Raw genomic sequence first — 17,359 nt, forward strand, 5'->3', positions numbered from 1 at the left:
CCTCAGTTGGCAAGAACCCGTTGCGACGGAAAGGTGATTTCCACCAGCGTGCCTTCATTCGGCGTCGAGGTGATGGAGAAATTTGCCCGGTTGGCATCCACCATCGCCTTCGTCAGTGGCAGGCCAAGCCCGGTGCCGTCGCCGCGCACGCGCTTGCTGGATGAGGCCACCTGCCGGAATGGCTTCATGGCCTGTTCCAGTTCCGCCCGCGTCATGCCGATGCCGGTGTCGCGGATGCGCAGCGAGACGCTGCCATTCGCCTCGTAGGCCGTAGACACCACGATCTGGCCGCCGGAGGGCGTGAAGCGGATGGCGTTGGACAGAATGTTCAGCACGATCTGCTTGATCGAGCGCAGGTCGGCAACGATCTGCGGCACGGATTGCGACAGTGCGGTGCGGATGATGACACGCTGATTGTTGGCCTGCGGCTGCACCAGCGAGACCGCTTCGGCCACCGTCTCGTTCAGCGGCACGGCGATGAAATCCACATCCATCTGCCCGGCCTCGATCTTGGAAATGTCGAGCAGATCATTGACGATATCGAGCACGTGCCGGCCGGAGCGGCCGATATCATTGGAATATTCCGCATAACGCGGATGGCCGATCGGCCCGAATCGCTCGGTCGCCATCATGTCGGCAAAGCCGATAATGGCGTTGAGCGGTGTGCGTATTTCATGGCTGACGCGGGCCAGGAAATCGGTCTTGTGGGCATTGGCGGTTTCCGCCGCGCGCTTGGCGTTGCGGAGTTCTTCTTCCGTGCGCTTCCATTGGGTAATGTCGCGGATGACGGCGCAATAGCCATGCGAGGATTTAAGCCGCCCGATGGTCATGAACAGCGGCAGGAAACCTCCTGACGCTTCGCGGCCGATCACCTCACGGCCATCATTCAGCACGCTGGCCACACCATTATTGGCAAGGCCGGAGAGATAATCCAGCACGGCGCGCTGGCTCTCATGCGCAAACAGGGTGACGAAGGGCTTGCCGGCGATTTCGCCATTGTCATAGTTGAACAGCGCGCTGGCGGAACGGTTGAGCGAGCGGATTTCGCCGTTGTCTCCCAGTAAAACCACGCCGTCGGTGGCGGTTTCCAGAATGGAATGCAGTTCCTCGACTTCGCCCTGCAGCACGGAAACACTGCCGGCTTCTTCACCCGCTGTTGCTGCCGTATTTTCGTTCGCCGCTGCAACCGGCGTCTGCTTTTCTTCCAGCGGAACCAGCGACAGCATCAGTGCCTTGGCTTCTTCCCAGCGGATGGACTGCAGCCGCGCTTTGACCGGAATGATGTCGTTTTCGGCGCTGACCACGACCATGCCGCCCTCATTGTCAGGCATCTCGTCCAGCTCCTGCCGCTGCAGAAGCGCTTCCAGCCCGCCAACGTCCTGGAGTTCCTCAAGCGAAGTGTAGCCCGTCAGTCGCAGGAAATCCGGATTGGCGTGGATCAGCCTGTCGCCGGCATGGACAAGAAGCGCCACCGGCATCTGATCCAGTGTCTCGGCCGTCAGTATACCAGCGGGGCGAGGGGGAGGGCTAACCATCGCGGCGGCAATATCGGCCGTCGGCTGCAGGTCCGTTGTGGTGCCTTCCTTCTCGCCGGTATCGATTTCAGTCGTCGGCGTTGGGGCGGTAGCCGGCCGCTCACCGCGAACATAATCGGCGAAAAGGTCGTCCTCTTCGGCCGTTTCGATTGCCTTGGCAGCCTCTTGAACGTTCTGCGTTTTGTCCTCCGGCATTTCCGGGGCGATATCTTCGCGGCTATCCTGCGGAACCGGCGCGGCGGAATAAGCCTCTTCGTCCGCTTTGCGGTTCTCGTCCGCAAGGGCATCGATGGGCGCAAGTGTCCGGCCGATTTCCCGGAAGGCGGCCTGTTCGCCTGCGGTCAGACCCTCTCTCGAGCGTGAGCGGCGCTCTTCCAGATGAACGACCTTGTCGGAATAGGAGGGCTCAGTTTCTTGAGCGGGTGCCGGTGCTTCGAATTGCGCCGGGCTGTCATCGGGATGCTGGTCTTGGTCCGTCACCTCGCCGGCGGTGTCGTCAGATTCGACCGGGGTCTCATCGCCACCGGCAGAAACAGCATCGTCTTCGGCGGCGTCATCCTCATCGAGAAAAGCCAGCAATTCGTGGCTTTCATCCTCGGTGTCCGGTTGCGGCGAAGCCTCGGTCGGAAAAATCTCTTCACCTTCCAGGAAGGTCAGGCCGGTGGCATGCGGATCTTGCGCGGCGTCGGCAAGCCGCACGATGCCGAAACCACGGAATCCGTCGAATTCGCGCGAGCGCGTATAGGTGGGCAGGGCGGCGAGGTCGATCGGCACCATCAGTGAGGTGCCTTCCACCGGCCAATAGATCGTCTTGCCCGACCATGTGTCGCGACGGCTAAGAAGTTCGCGAATCTTGCCATCCGGATCGAGATTGAAAAGCGCGGCCACATCGGCAAAGCCCATGCCTTCGACAGCCGCCGCCTTTGTGCCGACAGCTTCTGCGAATTCATGCGAAATCGAGCTGAAGCGCCCCTCTGCATCGATTTTCCAAACGAAACGGGATGCGCGCGCACCGGCATTAAACACAAAAGCCGGCGCTTCTTCTGCGGCTTCCGTTTCCGCCGGGATATCCCCTTCCGCCGGCGCGGCGGCCTGAGCAGTCACGGTTTCGGTGATCTCTTCCGCTGGTGCGCTCTCAGCTTCTTCCGATGCCTCTTCAGCATGGTCGTGACCGGCGGCACGCTCGATTGTCGGCGCCTCTTCATCATCTGCATCGAGTTCGAAGAGATCGGCAATATCGTCCGTCATGGCCTCCTGCGCGGCGGCATCGGCATCTTCGACAGGAATATCCAGCAGGGTCTCGGCCTGTTCTTCTGCCGGCAGGGGAACGGCGTCCAGTTCCTGTTCCGCCACAATCTCGTCTTCGATATCGGCAGGCAGTTCCGGCACGTCCTCCACATCCTCGATACCGGCGACGGCATCAAGCACGGAATCAAAGGAGGCCGCGGCTGCGGCAACAGGTGCGGCCTCTGCGGCCGGCAAAACTGGCTGAACGGCAGCCGGTGCTTCCTGCGGCTTGTCTTCAGCAAAACCGTTGACGGGATCGAGCGTACCAAGCGCGGTCTCGACCACGAACATCAGGTTGAGTTCGGGTGACGCCGTGATCTGGCCGGTAGCCGCCGGCAGATAACCCTTGCCGGTCGGTACGGGACGTTTGACGAGATGGCCGGACTGGCCTGCGGCCATGCGCACCAGCGTCCTTGCCGTATGCGGCGTAATACCGAGTGACGAGAAGCGCGGCGAAGCAGCGATAATCTCGTTTTCGCCGTTCAGAACCGCCATATGAATATCGGGGTCGTCAAAACCTTCGATCATGCGCCGGGCGCATTCCGCCGTGTCAGGCGCGGCCTGATCGGTAAGGGCGGAAAACAGTATTGCGGGCTGGCCCGGTTCCGCTTCAATGATTTCCGCCTTGGCGGTCACGGCAATGCTGCGGAACCCGGCATTGATGCGAATGGTAAACGGCAGGCTGTCGCCCGCCTGGGAAAGCCGTGCCGCCGTTGCCGCCAGCTGCCGGAAGGTCACATCCTGCCGCTTCGGGCCCTGTTCCAGAAAATCGTAGACCATCGGCGTGCCGAACAAAGCCGCACCCCGGCCGTTGGCCCAAAGGGCGCTCTGAAGGTCGAGCGAAAACAAAGCCATCGCCTCGCCGCGCCCGAAACCTTCACGCACCCGTTCATGCACTGCTATATCGATAAAGGGATACTGGACGGCGGGCATGTCGAAACCTATTCTGGCACTACCGGACCTCGAGGGCTTTTCAGCCTCCTCATGAAGCTGAAAGGTAAACCCGCTATGGCACCACGTTAACAGAATTTTAAATAACTTCACAGGCCGGCGGGGTCCACCATCCGGCGGATGAATCGCCAAACAGAGTTAACATGAACAGGCCTTGGCTCCGCCCCTTATCCGTCTGGGCGCAATGAAAGCGCTTGCCTTTCGACGCCTTTTTTCGCAAAATTCACAGAGGCACTTGCAAATGGGGGAAACACCTTTTATGTCACCCCCCGTGACGCCGCTTCGGCGTTTCATGTGCGGTTGTAGCTCAGTTGGTTAGAGCGCAGGTTTGTGGCACCTGAGGTCGGTGGTTCGACCCCACTCAACCGTACCATTCCCTTCTCCCGATAAGTCTATATGTCACAACGACTTACCGGGAGATGGGAGTATTTTTCTCCCTGTCTGATATCCCGGTTTTCAAAAGTTCGCGAAAATGATCACAGCGATTGTGGCAGTCCGCGCCTGCCTTTCTCATCGCATGTGAACCTTTGCCGTTTTCGGTACGGGAAAAACCATTTGGCTAAAATCTCTTGCGCTGGTATTGTCTGCCCAACGAAACCTTATGAAAGCCAGCAGCATAGCGTCTTCGCTTGTGCGCGGCGAAATGGACAAGACAGTGATCGACCCCGGAAACGGCCCAAAGCCGTCGGACCAAGGGGCATCGGTGGCGAACAAAGGGAAAGCGAAGCGATCCCGTCGTGGCAAGAAACACAAGCGTGACGGGAAGCCCCGTGACGCCGCTGTGCTGTCGCATGATGTTGCCGCGGATGTTCCGGCCGGTTCTCCCTACGTGTCGGCTCTCGAGCCGGATGCCGAACCACGCAAGAGAAAGCGCCGGCGGCGTTCTCGCGGCAAAGGCGCGTCCACCCAGCAGAGTGTGTCTGCATCCGGTGAACAGGCGCAGGATCCAGTTGCAACGGACGCAACAAATCCATCCTCCGCACCGCCCGGCGGTGTTCGCAAATCGCGCAACCGCAAGCGGGCTCACCGCGATCCGCGTGGACGGGATCCGCAGGGGCGCCCGCTGGTTCCCTCCCAGGCACCGAGACATGTCGGCAAGCAGAACGGTCGCGCCAACGGGGCTTCTCCGGATCCGCACCGGCAGCAATCGGATTCCGCACGTCAGGCGGGTCGTCATCACGAGCATGGCCAGGACACGCCGGCGGATATGTATGCGGCGCTCGATCTCGGCACCAATAATTGCCGCCTGCTGATCGCGCAGCCGACACGTCCCGGCCAGTTCCGGGTCGTCGACGCCTTTTCGCGCATCGTCCGGCTGGGCGAGGGGCTGGTGTCCACCGGCCGGCTTTCCGACGACGCTATGGATCGCGCCGTCGAAGCCCTGAAGGTCTGCTCGGCGAAACTTTCCGGTCGCCCGATAAGGCGCATGCGGCTGATCGCCACCGAAGCCTGCCGTGCGGCTACCAATGGTGAAGAGTTTCTGTCGCGCGTCACCCGCGAAACCGGCTTGAGACTCGAAATCATCAGCCGCGAGACGGAAGCCCGGCTTGCGGTCTCGGGTTGCGCCTCGCTTGTCGGGCGTGAAGCACGCTCCGTTGTGCTGTTTGATATTGGCGGCGGATCTTCGGAAATCGCCGTCATCAAGGTCGGTGAAAACCGGTCGAACCGGCTCGCCAACCACATCACCCACTGGACCTCGCTTCCGGTCGGCGTCGTCACGCTCTCGGAACGCCATGGCGGCCGTGATGTGACGCCTGATGTCTTTGCCGCCATGGTGCGGGAAGTTGAAGGGCTGCTGGATGCCTTCCATTGCCCGCCTCTGGCGCCGCATTTGCATCACGAGGATTTCCACCTGATTGGAACATCCGGCACGGTGACGACGCTTGCGGGTGTTCACCTCGATCTGCCGCGCTATGATCGCCGCAAGGTGGATGGCCTCTGGCTTTCCGATGCCGAGGTGACAGCGATGCAGGACAAGCTTCTGGCATGGGATTTCGCCGGCCGCGCCGCCAATGCCTGCATCGGTCCTGACAGGGCCGATCTGGTTCTGGCGGGTTGCGCCATTCTTGAGGCTATTCGCCGCCGCTGGCCGTCACGCCGCATGCGGGTGGCCGATCGTGGCCTGCGCGAAGGGCTTTTGACGGATATGATGGCGGATGACGGCGCTTGGCGGCGCAACCGCATAAGGCGCATGCAGATGGTACGGCAGGACAGAACGGAAGGTTTGACATGAGCAAGGCGCCGACAAGCACCAATCGTACCGGCCGCAAGATCGGCCAGAAGGTCAAGAAGACCAAGCTCAAGGCCTCGTCGCGCCGTTGGCTGGAGCGTCATATCAATGACCCCTATGTGCAGCGCGCCAAGCTGGAAGGCTATCGCGCCCGCGCCGCCTTCAAGCTGTTGGAAATCAACGACAAGCATCAGATTCTGAAGGGTGCGACCCGCATCATCGACCTTGGCGCCGCACCCGGAAGCTGGTCGCAGATCGCCTCCAAGGTCACGGATTCCACCGAGGATGATATCCGCGTTGCGGCCATCGATTTTCTCGAAATCGATCCGATCCCCGGCGTGAAGATCCTGCAGCTCGACTTCCTCGACCCGACCGCGCCGGACCAGCTGATGGAAGCTGTCGGCGGCACGCCCGATCTAGTGTTGTCGGATATGGCGGCGCCCACCACGGGCCACCAGAAGACCGACCACATCCGCACCATGCATCTGTGCGAAGTCGCAGCCGATTTTGCGGTTCAGGTGCTGGCGGAAGGTGGTCATTTCCTGGCCAAGACCTTCCAGGGCGGCACCGAAAAGGCGCTGCTGGACATGCTGAAGAAGAACTTCAAGCAGGTGCTGCACATCAAGCCGGCGTCGTCACGCTCGGAATCGGTCGAGATGTTCCTGCTTGCCAAGCACTTCAAGGGCCGCAAGAACGAGCCCGCTATCGATGCCGACGCTGAACAAGCGGCTGAAGACTGATCAATCCGCCGGTTGCGAAACCTTGTTACTCCGCCGGTTGCGAAACCTTGCCGCGGTGGCCGGAGACGGCCGCCCCGGCCTGTGCGTCCATGCGGATAATCGGCACGATGGCGAACAGCGAAACCAGCGCCACGATGGTGAAGGCGATGTGGAAATCGGCGAGCTGAAGATGCGTACCCGACATCATGCTGCTGACTTCCAGAATGGAAGCGGCGAATGCCACGCCAAGTGCCAGGCTGATCTGTTGCAGCACCGAGGCCATCGAGGTAGCCTGGCTGGCCTGACTGTCCTCGATATCGGAATAGCTGAGCGCGTTTGATCCGGTGAAGAAGAACGACCGGGCAAATCCGGCCGTGACCAGAAAGATCATGATCAGCGGGTAGGGCGTATCAGGCGTGAAGAAGCTGTTGGCGAGTGTCGTGCAGGCGCCGACGATGCCGGCCCCGATCAGCGTTGACTTGAACCCGGTTGCCGCAAACACCCGCTTGGCCATGAATTTTGTGGTGATCGCGCCAATCGCACCGGCAAAGGTGATCATGCCTGACTGGAACGGGTTGAGCCCGAAGCCGATCTGCAACATCAGCGGCATCAGGAAGGGAATGGCGCCCGTTGAAATGCGGAAGATCGTGCCGCCAACGGAGGCCGCCCGGAACGTCGCATTCTGAAAAATCCGGAAATCCAGAATGGGGGCGGGGTGGCGCGCGGCGTGGCGCATGTAAAGAAATCCGCAGATGAAACCGATGATCGTCGAGGCGATGCCGATGGCGGGTGGCAGAGCCGGAAGACTGACCACCGACACACCGAATACCACGCCCGAAGCGGCGATGCCTGAGAGCACGAACCCCTTGCCATCCATCGGCGGGGGATTGGTGGTTTCGATTTCCGGCAGGAAGATGGTCGAGAGCCAGATGCCGATGATACCGATGGGCACGTTGATCAGGAAAATCCAGTGCCATGAAAAATAGGTGGTGATGAAGCCGCCAATCGGCGGACCGGTGAGCGGCCCGACAAGTCCCGGTATCGTCAGCAACGCCATGGCGGAAACGAGTTCACTACGCTTGGTCGTGCGCAGGAGAACGAGGCGGCCAACAGGCGTCATCATCGCACCGCCCATGCCCTGCAGGAAACGCGAGAGCACGAATTCAAACACCGACGATGAGACCGCGCAACAGATCGACCCGACCACAAAGACGCCGATGGCGAAACGGAAGATTTTCTTCGCGCCATATTTGTCGGCCATCCAGCCGCTGATGGGAATGAAGATCGCCAGCGCCACCATATAGGCGGTCAGCGCGAGCTTCAGCGTGATCGGTCCGACATTGAGGTCTGCTGCAATCGCCGGAAGCGAGGTGGCGATGACGGTGGAGTCCATCTGCTCCATAAAGAGAGCGACTGCCAGGATCAGGGGAATGATGCGGTTCATGAGGCTGCCTGCGGCTTTCCGCTGCGACAAGGATATCGCCGTTCCTCCTACGCCTGATAGGCCGGCTTGCCAACACGTTAATTATCAATTTCGGAAGTTCCGATCAAACCTGCGTGAGGCCGGTTTTCTTGCAACTTTCTCGCTCTATTGTCCGTTGGGTGAGTTCAGTTGGTGATAATGGCCAGTTGGCGAAATCGGAGACAAGATGATGACCCAATCCTTGAGCATGAGCAGACGCGGCCTCATCGGTGCGGCCGGTGCAACCGTCCTCGGCGCGCCGCTGTTGATGGCGCGCACCGCAACGGCCCAGACCAACCAGCCACAAACCTCAATGGAGATCAAACACGCCATGCCGCCGGAAACCAACCGCTTCAAGCTCGGCAATTTCGAAGTGCTTGTCGTGAAGGACGGCGCGCGCGCCGCGCCCAATCCGGGCGAGACCTTCGGCACTGACCAATCGGCGGAGACGGTCGGTAAACTGCTGGAAGACAATTTTCTGCCGAAGGACCAATTCGTCAATTCCTTCTCGCCGGTTCTCGTCAATACCGGCTCAGACCTTGTGCTGTTCGACACCGGCTTCGGCGAGGCCGGCCGTGGCGCCGGCAATGGCCGCCTGATCGAAGGCATGGCGGCGGCCGGTTACACGCCGGAGGATGTGACCGTTGTCGTGCTGACCCACATGCACGGCGACCATATTGGCGGACTGATGGAAAAGGGTGCACCAGCCTTTTCAAAGGCGCGTTACGTGGTCGGTCAGGCGGAATATGATTTCTGGACGGATGAGAAGCGGGTCGGCACGCCTGCCGAGGGTGGGCACAAGGGCGTTATCGCCAACGTCAAGCCACTGGCGGAAAAGGCAACCTTCATCGGTGACGGCGACAATGTGGTGTCCGGCATCACCGGCATCGCGGCTTTCGGCCATTCGCCGGGACACATGATTTTCCGTGTCGAATCGGAAGGCAGGCAGCTGATCCTGACGGCGGATACTGCCAACCATTTCGTCCTGTCGCTGCAAAGGCCGGACTGGGAAGTGAAGTTCGACATGGACAAGGCAGCGGCCGCCGCCACCCGCAAGAAGGTCTATGACATGATCGCCACCGACCGTCTGCCCTTCCTCGGCTATCACATGCCTTTCCCTTCCGTCGGTTATGCGGAAAAGCTGGATACGGGTTATCGTTTCGTGCCGAAATCCTACCAGTTCGATATCTGATATCTGCTGCAATGCAGCAACAGAGGAAACCCGGAAGGCTATTCCGGGTTTTTTCTATTCCCTTCCTGTCATGAACGTGTTACCAGCCCTCGCCAACTTCCAAGCAATCCTTGCAGGGCGCCGGGGTGAACTTTTCGTTCCGGAACGGCCACGCATTTTCAGTATGAAGGAATTTGGTCATGGCACGCATCATTCAAACACCCACTGGTTTGGACGCTCTCACATTTGACGATGTGTTGCTGCAGCCCGGGCATTCCGAAGTCATGCCGGGGCAGACGAATATCGCCACCCGCATCGCCCGCGATATCGATCTCAACCTGCCGATCCTGTCTTCCGCCATGGATACGGTTACCGAAGGCCGCCTTGCCATCGCCATGGCCCAGGCCGGCGGCATCGGCGTCATCCACCGCAACCTGACCCCCATCGAACAGGCCGAAGAAGTGCGGCAGGTGAAGAAGTTCGAAAGCGGCATGGTCGTCAACCCGGTCACAATCGGCCCGGATGCGACGCTTGCCGAAGCCCAGGCCTTGATGAAGGCGCACGGCATTTCCGGCATTCCGGTGGTTGAAAACGGCGGTGCCGGTGGCCACAAGAACGGCCGGCTCGTCGGCATCCTGACGAACCGCGACGTGCGTTTCGCCTCCGATCCGCAGCAGAAGATCTACGAACTGATGACCCGCGAAAACCTGGTCACGGTCAAGGAAAGCAGCGTCGACCAGCAGGAAGCCCGCCATCTCTTGCACAAGCACCGCATTGAAAAGCTGCTGGTGGTGGATGGAAAAGGCAATTGCGTCGGCCTCATCACCGTCAAGGATATCGAGAAGTCGCAGCTGAACCCCAACGCCACCAAGGATGCGCAGGGCCGCCTTCGCGCCGCCGCCGCCATCAGCGTCGGTGCTGACGCCATCGAGCGCGCCGAACGCCTCATCGATGCCGGCGTCGACCTTCTGGTCGTTGATACCGCACACGGCCATTCGCAGCGCGTGCTGGATGCTGTTTCCGTGGTCAAGAAGATGTCGAACTCGGTTCGCATCATCGCCGGCAATGTCGCCACCGCTGACGGCACCAAGGCGCTGATCGATGCTGGCGCCGATGGCGTCAAGGTCGGCATCGGCCCCGGTTCCATCTGCACCACCCGCATCGTCGCCGGTGTCGGCGTTCCGCAGCTTGCCGCGATCATGGCCTCGGTCGAAGTGGCCAATGCGGCTGACATCCCTGTCATTGCCGATGGCGGCATCAAATTCTCGGGCGATCTGGCCAAGGCAATCGCTGCCGGCGCTTCCGCCGTCATGATCGGCTCGCTCTTGGCCGGCACGGATGAAAGCCCGGGTGAAGTGTTCCTCTATCAGGGCCGCTCCTTCAAGGCCTATCGCGGCATGGGTTCCGTTGGCGCCATGGCGCGCGGTTCTGCCGACCGTTATTTCCAGGCCGAAGTGCGTGACACGCTGAAGCTCGTGCCGGAAGGTATCGAAGGTCAGGTTCCCTACAAGGGACCGGTCTCCGGCGTCCTGCACCAGCTGGCCGGCGGCCTGAAGGCTGCCATGGGTTATGTCGGCGGCAGCAACATCAAGGAATTCCAGGAGCGCGCCACCTTCGTTCGCATCTCCAGCGCTGGCCTGCGTGAAAGCCACGCCCATGACGTGACGATCACCCGCGAAAGCCCGAACTATCCCGGCGCGGTTTGATCTTTCGAACCGAATCCGTAAGAAGATAGACTGAGTATTTGGCGCTTCCCGATTCCAGCCGGATCGGGAAGCGTTTTCATGATTGGGGGAGAAAACATGTCACCGACGACCGCAATGTTCTGGCCGATGATCGCCCATGTCTTTCTCGTTTTCTGGCTTTACGGGCTGCTGCTCTACCGTCGCAAGAAATATACCTTCACGGATCGCGAATCGGCCATTCGTCTTCGCGACAAGAGTGAGGAAGCGCGGGAAAGCTATCTGGTGAACCGCAATATCGCCAACCAGTTCGAACTTCCCGTCCTGTTTCATATCGCCTGCCTGCTGCTCTACATCACCGATGCGGACAACATCGTCACCATCGTGCTCGCCTGGCTGTTCGTGCTCTCGCGTTATGCCCATTCCTATGTCCACGTTACCAGTAACCGGTTGCGTCACCGCGGGGCATTGTTCGGCATCGGCTTTGCCCTCATCGTGTGCCTGTGGGCATGGCTCGCCATCTGGTTGGCGCTGGAATGAAACAGCACCGTCAGGTTGCCTCATAAGTGAGACAATCGCGCCTTTAAAATCACCCGATTTGCGATGGGTCAATTCCATGACGTCCCATCCCCGTTAATCTCTGCCTGCCGTCGAGGATTTCAGGCGAGCAGAGATTGAGGAGTATGTCATGGCGAAAACAATGAAGGCAGCCGTCGTCCGCGCGTTTGGAAAACCGCTGACCATCGAGGAAGTGGCGATACCGGATCCCGGCCCCGGTGAAATTCTCATCAACTACAAGGCGACGGGCGTTTGCCACACCGACCTGCACGCCGCAACGGGCGATTGGCCGGTCAAACCCAACCCACCCTTCATTCCCGGCCATGAAGGTGCGGGTTATGTCGCGAAAATCGGCGCTGGCGTCACCGGCATCAAGGAAGGCGACCGCGCCGGCACGCCCTGGCTCTATACCGCCTGCGGATGCTGCATTCCCTGCCGCACCGGCTGGGAAACCCTTTGCCCGAGCCAGAAGAATTCCGGCTATTCCGTCAATGGCAGCTTTGCCGAATATGGCCTTGCCGATCCGAAATTCGTCGGCCGCCTGCCGGACAATCTGGACTTCGGCCCGGCGGCCCCGGTGCTCTGCGCCGGTGTCACCGTCTATAAGGGCCTCAAGGAAACCGAGGTCAGGCCCGGTGAATGGGTGGTCATTTCAGGCATTGGCGGCCTGGGTCACATGGCCGTGCAATACGCCAAGGCCATGGGCATGCATGTGGTTGCCGCCGATATTTTCGATGACAAGCTGGCGCTTGCGAAAAAACTGGGGGCCGATGTCGTCGTCAATGGTCGTGCGCCTGACGCGGTGGAGCAGGTGCAGAAGGCGACCGGCGGCGTCCATGGCGCGCTGGTGACGGCAGTGTCGCCCAAGGCCATGGAGCAGGCCTACGGCTTCCTGCGCTCCAAGGGCACTATGGCGCTTGTCGGCCTGCCGCCGGGCTTCATCTCCATTCCGGTGTTCGACACGGTACTGAAGCGCATCACGGTGCGCGGCTCCATCGTCGGCACGCGGCAGGATCTGGAGGAAGCGCTGACCTTTGCCGGTGAAGGCAAGGTGGCGGCCCACTTCTCCTGGGACAAGCTCGAAAACATCAACGATATCTTCCACCGCATGGAAGAGGGCAAGATCGACGGCCGTATCGTCGTCGACCTCGCCGCCTGAGACAAATGACATGGGTTGCGGCGCTCACGCAAAAGTGTGGCGCCGCTTCCGCCCACCCCGTTCCCCGCGGGGCGATCTGCGTTATCCTCCCTGCCGCATCCGCGCGCTCAAGGAGGACAGGGTGATGGACAAGCCGAAGATTACGCAGGCCATGATCGACGCTTACGATGAATATACCCATCTCAGCCTCGACCGCCGCAAATTCATGGAAAAACTCACAGTACTTGCCGGTTCCGGCGCTGCTGCGGCGGCGATCGCGCCGCTTCTTTCGGCCAATAGCGCCCGTGCGGCCATCGTCGCGCCTGACGATGCGGGGATCGTGGCGGAAGAGGTGGCATATCCTGCCCCCGGTGGGGAGATGAAGGGTTATCTCGTTACGCCGAAATCCGTTTCCGGCCCCATCGGCTCCGTCATCGTCATCCACGAGAATCGTGGCCTGAACGACCATATCCGCGATGTGGCAAGGCGTGTGGCGCTCGCCGGTTTCAGGGCGCTTGCGGTCGATTTCCTCTCCCCGCAGGGCGGTACGCCTGCCGATGAGGACAAGGCGCGGGAAATGTTCAGCGGCCTCGACATGGACGCAACGGTCGCCAATGCCGAAGCGGGCCGGGTGTGGCTCGCGGCCCGGCAGGGTGCGAACGGCAAGGTCGGCGCGGTCGGCTTCTGCTGGGGTGGTGGGCTGGTCAACCGTTTCGCCACCAAATCGGCCGGCCTGAATGCTGGCGTCGCCTATTACGGTCAGCAAGCCCCGGCGGCCGATGTGCCTGATATCAAGGCGCCGCTGCTCTTGCACTATGCGGGTCTCGACGAGCGCATCAATGCCGGCATCGATGCCTATAAGAAGGCGCTGGAAGAAAACGGCAAGACCTTCGAAATCTTCGTTTATGACGGCGTCAACCACGCCTTCAACAATGATACGTCCTCGGCACGCTACGACAAGAAGGCCGCCGATCTCGCCTGGGGGCGGACGGTGGAGTTTTTCAAGAAATATCTGGGGTGATGGGTTTTCGAGGTGGCCGCTTGTTCCTTCTTCCCGTCGGGGAAGGAGGAAAGGCTCTAGATGTTGTCCACTTATAATGGGCCAAAGGTGCGTGGGGCTTACCCCCCTCTGCCCTGCCGGGCATCTCCCCAAGGGGGGAGATCGATACGCGGATAGGTTTCGCCCATCTCATAGTCTGAGAATGAAGTGGAGGTAGCCCCTCCTGCTGATCTCCCCCCTTGAGGGGGAGATGCCCGGCAGGGCAGAGGGGGGTAAAGCCCCACGCACCTTTGGCCCAATCTCAGGGGATGCTCTAAACCCCACCACTCCCACGCTTCAAATGCTCATCCAGCCTTGGCATGATCTCCACGAAATTGCAGGGCAGGTGGCGATAATCCAGCTGGGCCTTGAGGATACCGTCCCAGGCATCCTTGCACGCACCCGGCGAGCCGGGCAGCACGAAGATGAAGGTGGCGTTGGCGACCCCGCCGGTTGCCCGCGACTGGATGGTGGCAGTGCCGATCTTGTCATAGGAGATGCGGTGGAAGAGGGCGGAAAACCCGTCCATGCGCTTTTCGAACAGCGGTTCCAGCGCGTCGGGCGTCACGTCGCGGCCAGTAAAACCGGTGCCGCCGGTGGTGATGACCACATCTACGCCCGGGGCCAGCGTCCAGTCACGCACGGTGTTGAAAATGGCGGCCCTGTCATCCGGTACAATGGCGCGCGCGGCGAGACGGTGTCCCGCCTCCTCCAGCCTAGCGACGAGCGTATCGCCGGATTTGTCGTTCTCCAGCGTGCGGCTGTCCGACACGGTCAAAACCGCAATGCCAAGGGGAATGAAGGGTCTTTCGCCTGCCATGGCCTTATCCTCGAATTATATGGTCCTCAAATGGTCCGCGTCGCCTGAAAATACCAGCCGGGGCGTTTCTTCCGAAGCGATGTTTCCGCGTTTCGGGCGGCATCGAAGGAATGGAAAACCCCGAAGCAGGTCGCACCCGAACCGGACATGCGGACAAGCGCGGCATCTTCCTGCGACAGCATGTCGATGATCTCGCCGATCTCCGGCAGCAACGTCTGCGCGGGTGGTTGCAGATCGTTGCGGCTTTGCGCCAGAAAATCCACCCAGCCAATTGTCGCACGTGCCGGCAGGCGGGGATTGGTCTTGTTTTGCAGGCGTCGGAATATATCCGGCGTCGAGACGGCTTTCAGCGGATTGGCGAGCACCAGAAACAGGCAGGGCAGATCGGAGACCGGTTCGATCTCCTCGCCAATGCCGCGTGCGATGAGGGACCGGCTTTCAAGGCACATCGGCACATCCGCGCCGAGTGTGAGCGCAAGCGATGCCAGTCTTTCCGGCTCTATCGTAACCTGCCAGTGCCGCAGAAGCGCCCGAAAGGTAGCCGCCGCATCTGCCGAACCGCCGCCAATGCCGGAGGCGACCGGAAGGTTCTTCTCGAGGTGAATGGCAACCGGACGGCCTGACTGACCCGTGGCCGCAAGCGCATCACGCAGTCTGTCCCGGGCGCGGGTGACGAGATTGTCGCCGCCATCGTCGGTACGCAGGTGATCGCCGAAAGGGCCGGAGATAGAGAAGGCATCGGCATCCGCATCGCGAATACGGATCACGTCGCCGGCCTCGGTGAATGTCACCAGCGTTTCGAGCAGATGATAACCATCCGCCCGCTGGCCGGTCACATGCAGTGCCAGATTGATTTTTGCCGGGGCCGCCTCGATGGTCTCGGTGGCCCCGGAAACCTCATGCACACGCATGCGGCGTCAGGATTTCTTGTCCGGGGTAGGAGCGGTCGGTGCCGGAGGAGCCGGCGGCTGCGGCGCGGCATCCTTCTTGGCGGTGTTTTCGGCATCTTTTTCCACCGGCGGCAAGCCGTTGGCGATCTTTTCCTTCACCTTCGCCTTGTCCACGTCATCGCTGTCGCCGATCATGGCACGGTTCCACTGGTAGACGGCCTCGATCTTGCGGCCCACGCGCCAATAGGCGTCGCCCAGATGGTCGTTGATGGTTGGGTCGCCGGCCTTGAGTTCGATTGCCCGCTCCAGCTCCGTCACGGCGTCATCGAAAGCGCCGAGGCGATAATGCGCCCAGCCAAGCGAGTCGACGATGTAACCATCATTGGGGCGAAGCTCGACGGCGCGGCTGATCATCTTCATGCCTTCGTCGAGATTGATGCCCTTATCCACCCAGGAATAACCAAGATAGTTCAGCACCTGCGGCTGCTCCGGGTTCAACTCCAGCGCCCGCTTGAAATTCGGTTCGGCCTTGTCCCATTCCTTCAGCCGCTCATAGGCGATGCCGCGCTGGAAGAACACCGACCAGTCGGATTTCTGCGGCACGGCGCCGATAACCTCGATGGCCTTGTCGTAATTTTCGGCCATGGCGCGATAGTCCTTGGCGTCCGAAAGCACGCTGCCATAAGCGAGGTAGGAGCGGACGTCCTTCGGGTCGGATTCAAGCAGGGATTTGAGGTGCTGGCGCGCCTCATCCACCTTGCCGGTCTGCGCGAGCGTCAGTCCGAGCTGCAGCTCGGAGATGCGATACATCGGCGAATCCTTCGGCACATCGCGGTAAAACACGATGGCGCGTTCAGGCTGCTTCATGGCTTCAGCAAGCCCGCCGAGAAGAATAAGCGTATCGGGGCTTTTCTGATCGAGCGCGCGTGACGTCTGCAGATAAAGCGTGACGATTTCCTCGGCGCCTTCACGGTTCAATGCCCCGGCAATGGAGAACATGACGCTGGCGGCGCCTTCCACGGCATTGGTGATCTGCTGTTCCGGCTTCTCACCCTTTTCGATTGCTTCGCGCAGCGCTTTCAGCGGCGCGTAATTGGGCGCGAAAGTATCGCCGACCGCAATCGCATCCAGCGCCTTCTGCCTGTTGCCAGCGGAAGCCTCCAGGCGTGCAAGCGCCATCACCGCGCGCATATAGGTATCGGACGCCGTTGCGCCGCCTTCGCGATCCGTCACCGCTTCGTTGAGGCTTTTCCGGGCGGCATCGATATTGCCGCTGACAAGGGCGATGGCGGCCGCATTGTATTTCTGGAAGATCGAAATCCAGCCCGGGCCCTTCATGTTGTTGACGAGCGCCAGCGCTTCCTTCGGCTTGCCGGAACCGGCACGCGCCCATGCGGTCAAAAGCGTGTTGACCATGCGGTCAAGATCGTTCGGGCCGGTATATTTCAGGATTTTTTCGGCCTTGGTGAATTCCTTGTCCTTGATGGCGTCAAGGCCGCGCACGATGGTCGTCACCCGTTCGACGGACGTATCGTCCTTCATCGAATCGGCGATCTTGGCGCCAGCCTCGAAATTGCCGCTCAGAAGTTCGGCGATCATCAGCCGCTGGCGGATTTCCGTATTGGCCGGATCGAATTCCAGCGCCTTCTTGTAGAGCGAAATCGCCGTCGGATAATCCTGGTCGACATCGGCATTCCGACCGGCAAGGAAAGCGCCGGAGAAGGTGTTCACCTTGCCGGGATCGAAGGTGACGGCCTTGTCTTCCGTTTTCGCCTTTGTCTCAGCAAAGCCGGGGCTTGCACCCGCACCAATCGTGAGAGCGGCGGCAAGAGCCGCGCTGCAGAGAAGACGAAGTGCTGGTTTACGCCGCATGAGGG

Annotated in this window: 12 protein-coding genes and 1 tRNA gene; 8 read left to right on the forward strand and 5 right to left on the reverse strand. The window is 60.7% G+C overall.

The genetic code is table 11. The features are described from left to right. Positions 1-2 precede the first annotated feature (2 nt). Positions 3-3,755: an ATP-binding protein gene (locus AKG12_RS00990; RefSeq protein ID WP_052817139.1), complete on the reverse strand. Its 3,753-nt coding sequence runs from the start codon at positions 3,753-3,755 to the stop codon at positions 3-5. 314 nt (positions 3,756-4,069) lie between these two features. Between AKG12_RS00990 and AKG12_RS00995 the strand changes: the two genes are divergently transcribed. The 3 genes from AKG12_RS00995 (at position 4,070) to AKG12_RS01005 (ending at position 6,743) form a co-directional block, all read left to right on the forward strand. Next, positions 4,070-4,146 (forward strand) — tRNA-His (locus AKG12_RS00995). A gap of 228 nt (positions 4,147-4,374) precedes the next feature. Continuing rightward, positions 4,375-6,006, forward strand: a complete 1,632-nt coding sequence (locus tag AKG12_RS01000) for a Ppx/GppA phosphatase family protein (RefSeq protein ID WP_052817141.1) — start codon at positions 4,375-4,377, stop codon at positions 6,004-6,006. Further along, positions 6,003-6,743: an RlmE family RNA methyltransferase gene (locus AKG12_RS01005; RefSeq protein ID WP_052817143.1), complete on the forward strand. Its 741-nt coding sequence runs from the start codon at positions 6,003-6,005 to the stop codon at positions 6,741-6,743. Before AKG12_RS01000 ends, AKG12_RS01005 begins: the two co-directional genes overlap by 4 nt. 25 nt (positions 6,744-6,768) lie before the next feature. Here AKG12_RS01005 and AKG12_RS01010 read toward each other — a convergent pair whose 3' ends face one another. Next, positions 6,769-8,166 carry an MDR family MFS transporter gene (locus AKG12_RS01010; RefSeq protein ID WP_052817144.1) on the reverse strand — a complete coding sequence of 466 codons (1,398 nt, stop codon included), beginning with the start codon at positions 8,164-8,166 and terminating at the stop codon, positions 6,769-6,771. Between the two features lie 208 nt (positions 8,167-8,374). Here AKG12_RS01010 and AKG12_RS01015 point away from each other — a divergent pair, with 208 nt between their 5' ends. From AKG12_RS01015 to AKG12_RS01040, 5 genes are all read left to right on the forward strand, one after another. Continuing rightward, entirely contained in the window at positions 8,375-9,376 is a 1,002-nt protein-coding gene (locus AKG12_RS01015; RefSeq protein WP_046800740.1) for an MBL fold metallo-hydrolase, read from the forward strand. Between the two features lie 179 nt (positions 9,377-9,555). Continuing rightward, a complete protein-coding gene (guaB, locus tag AKG12_RS01025; protein ID WP_052817149.1) occupies positions 9,556-11,061 on the forward strand; it encodes an IMP dehydrogenase in 1,506 nt (501 codons plus the stop codon). Positions 11,062-11,175: 114 nt separating this feature from the next. Beyond that, positions 11,176-11,577 carry an MAPEG family protein gene (locus AKG12_RS01030; RefSeq protein WP_052817836.1) on the forward strand — a complete coding sequence of 134 codons (402 nt, stop codon included), beginning with the start codon at positions 11,176-11,178 and terminating at the stop codon, positions 11,575-11,577. Between the two features lie 148 nt (positions 11,578-11,725). Continuing rightward, positions 11,726-12,754, forward strand: a complete 1,029-nt coding sequence (adhP, locus tag AKG12_RS01035; protein WP_046800638.1) for an alcohol dehydrogenase AdhP — start codon at positions 11,726-11,728, stop codon at positions 12,752-12,754. Positions 12,755-12,878: 124 nt separating this feature from the next. Continuing rightward, a complete protein-coding gene (locus AKG12_RS01040; protein WP_052817151.1) occupies positions 12,879-13,754 on the forward strand; it encodes a dienelactone hydrolase family protein in 876 nt (291 codons plus the stop codon). Positions 13,755-14,046: 292 nt separating this feature from the next. On the opposite strand, the gene moaB is transcribed toward AKG12_RS01040, so the two are convergent. From moaB to AKG12_RS01055, 3 genes are read right to left on the reverse strand one after another with little or no spacing between them, the layout of a single operon-like run. Beyond that, positions 14,047-14,592 carry a molybdenum cofactor biosynthesis protein B gene (moaB, locus tag AKG12_RS01045; RefSeq protein WP_052817154.1) on the reverse strand — a complete coding sequence of 182 codons (546 nt, stop codon included), beginning with the start codon at positions 14,590-14,592 and terminating at the stop codon, positions 14,047-14,049. Positions 14,593-14,618: 26 nt separating this feature from the next. Beyond that, positions 14,619-15,503 carry a 4-(cytidine 5'-diphospho)-2-C-methyl-D-erythritol kinase gene (locus AKG12_RS01050; protein WP_052817156.1) on the reverse strand — a complete coding sequence of 295 codons (885 nt, stop codon included), beginning with the start codon at positions 15,501-15,503 and terminating at the stop codon, positions 14,619-14,621. 6 nt (positions 15,504-15,509) lie between these two features. Beyond that, positions 15,510-17,354 (reverse strand): tetratricopeptide repeat protein, encoded by a 1,845-nt coding sequence (locus AKG12_RS01055; RefSeq protein ID WP_082178683.1) that lies wholly within the window; start codon positions 17,352-17,354, stop codon positions 15,510-15,512. Positions 17,355-17,359 lie beyond the last annotated feature (5 nt).

Source organism: Agrobacterium sp. SUL3 (genome assembly GCF_001263295.1).
Taxonomy (GTDB): Bacteria; Pseudomonadota; Alphaproteobacteria; order Rhizobiales; family Rhizobiaceae; genus Agrobacterium; species Agrobacterium tomkonis.

Bases quoted from the DNA above. Each gene is read 5' to 3' on its own strand.
- adhP (WP_046800638.1), top strand. From the start codon at position 11,726: ATGGCGAAAACAATGAAGGCAGCCGTCGTCCGCGCGTTTGGAAAACCG.
- AKG12_RS01030 (WP_052817836.1), top strand. From the start codon at position 11,176: ATGTTCTGGCCGATGATCGCCCATGTCTTTCTCGTTTTCTGGCTTTAC.
- AKG12_RS01000 (WP_052817141.1), top strand. From the start codon at position 4,375: ATGAAAGCCAGCAGCATAGCGTCTTCGCTTGTGCGCGGCGAAATGGAC.
- AKG12_RS01015 (WP_046800740.1), top strand. From the start codon at position 8,375: ATGACCCAATCCTTGAGCATGAGCAGACGCGGCCTCATCGGTGCGGCC.
- AKG12_RS01050 (WP_052817156.1), bottom strand. From the start codon at position 15,503: ATGCGTGTGCATGAGGTTTCCGGGGCCACCGAGACCATCGAGGCGGCC.
- AKG12_RS01005 (WP_052817143.1), top strand. From the start codon at position 6,003: ATGAGCAAGGCGCCGACAAGCACCAATCGTACCGGCCGCAAGATCGGC.
- moaB (WP_052817154.1), bottom strand. From the start codon at position 14,592: ATGGCAGGCGAAAGACCCTTCATTCCCCTTGGCATTGCGGTTTTGACC.
- AKG12_RS01040 (WP_052817151.1), top strand. From the start codon at position 12,879: ATGGACAAGCCGAAGATTACGCAGGCCATGATCGACGCTTACGATGAA.
- AKG12_RS01055 (WP_082178683.1), bottom strand. From the start codon at position 17,354: ATGCGGCGTAAACCAGCACTTCGTCTTCTCTGCAGCGCGGCTCTTGCC.
- AKG12_RS00990 (WP_052817139.1), bottom strand. From the start codon at position 3,755: ATGCCCGCCGTCCAGTATCCCTTTATCGATATAGCAGTGCATGAACGG.
- guaB (WP_052817149.1), top strand. From the start codon at position 9,556: ATGGCACGCATCATTCAAACACCCACTGGTTTGGACGCTCTCACATTT.
- AKG12_RS01010 (WP_052817144.1), bottom strand. From the start codon at position 8,166: ATGAACCGCATCATTCCCCTGATCCTGGCAGTCGCTCTCTTTATGGAG.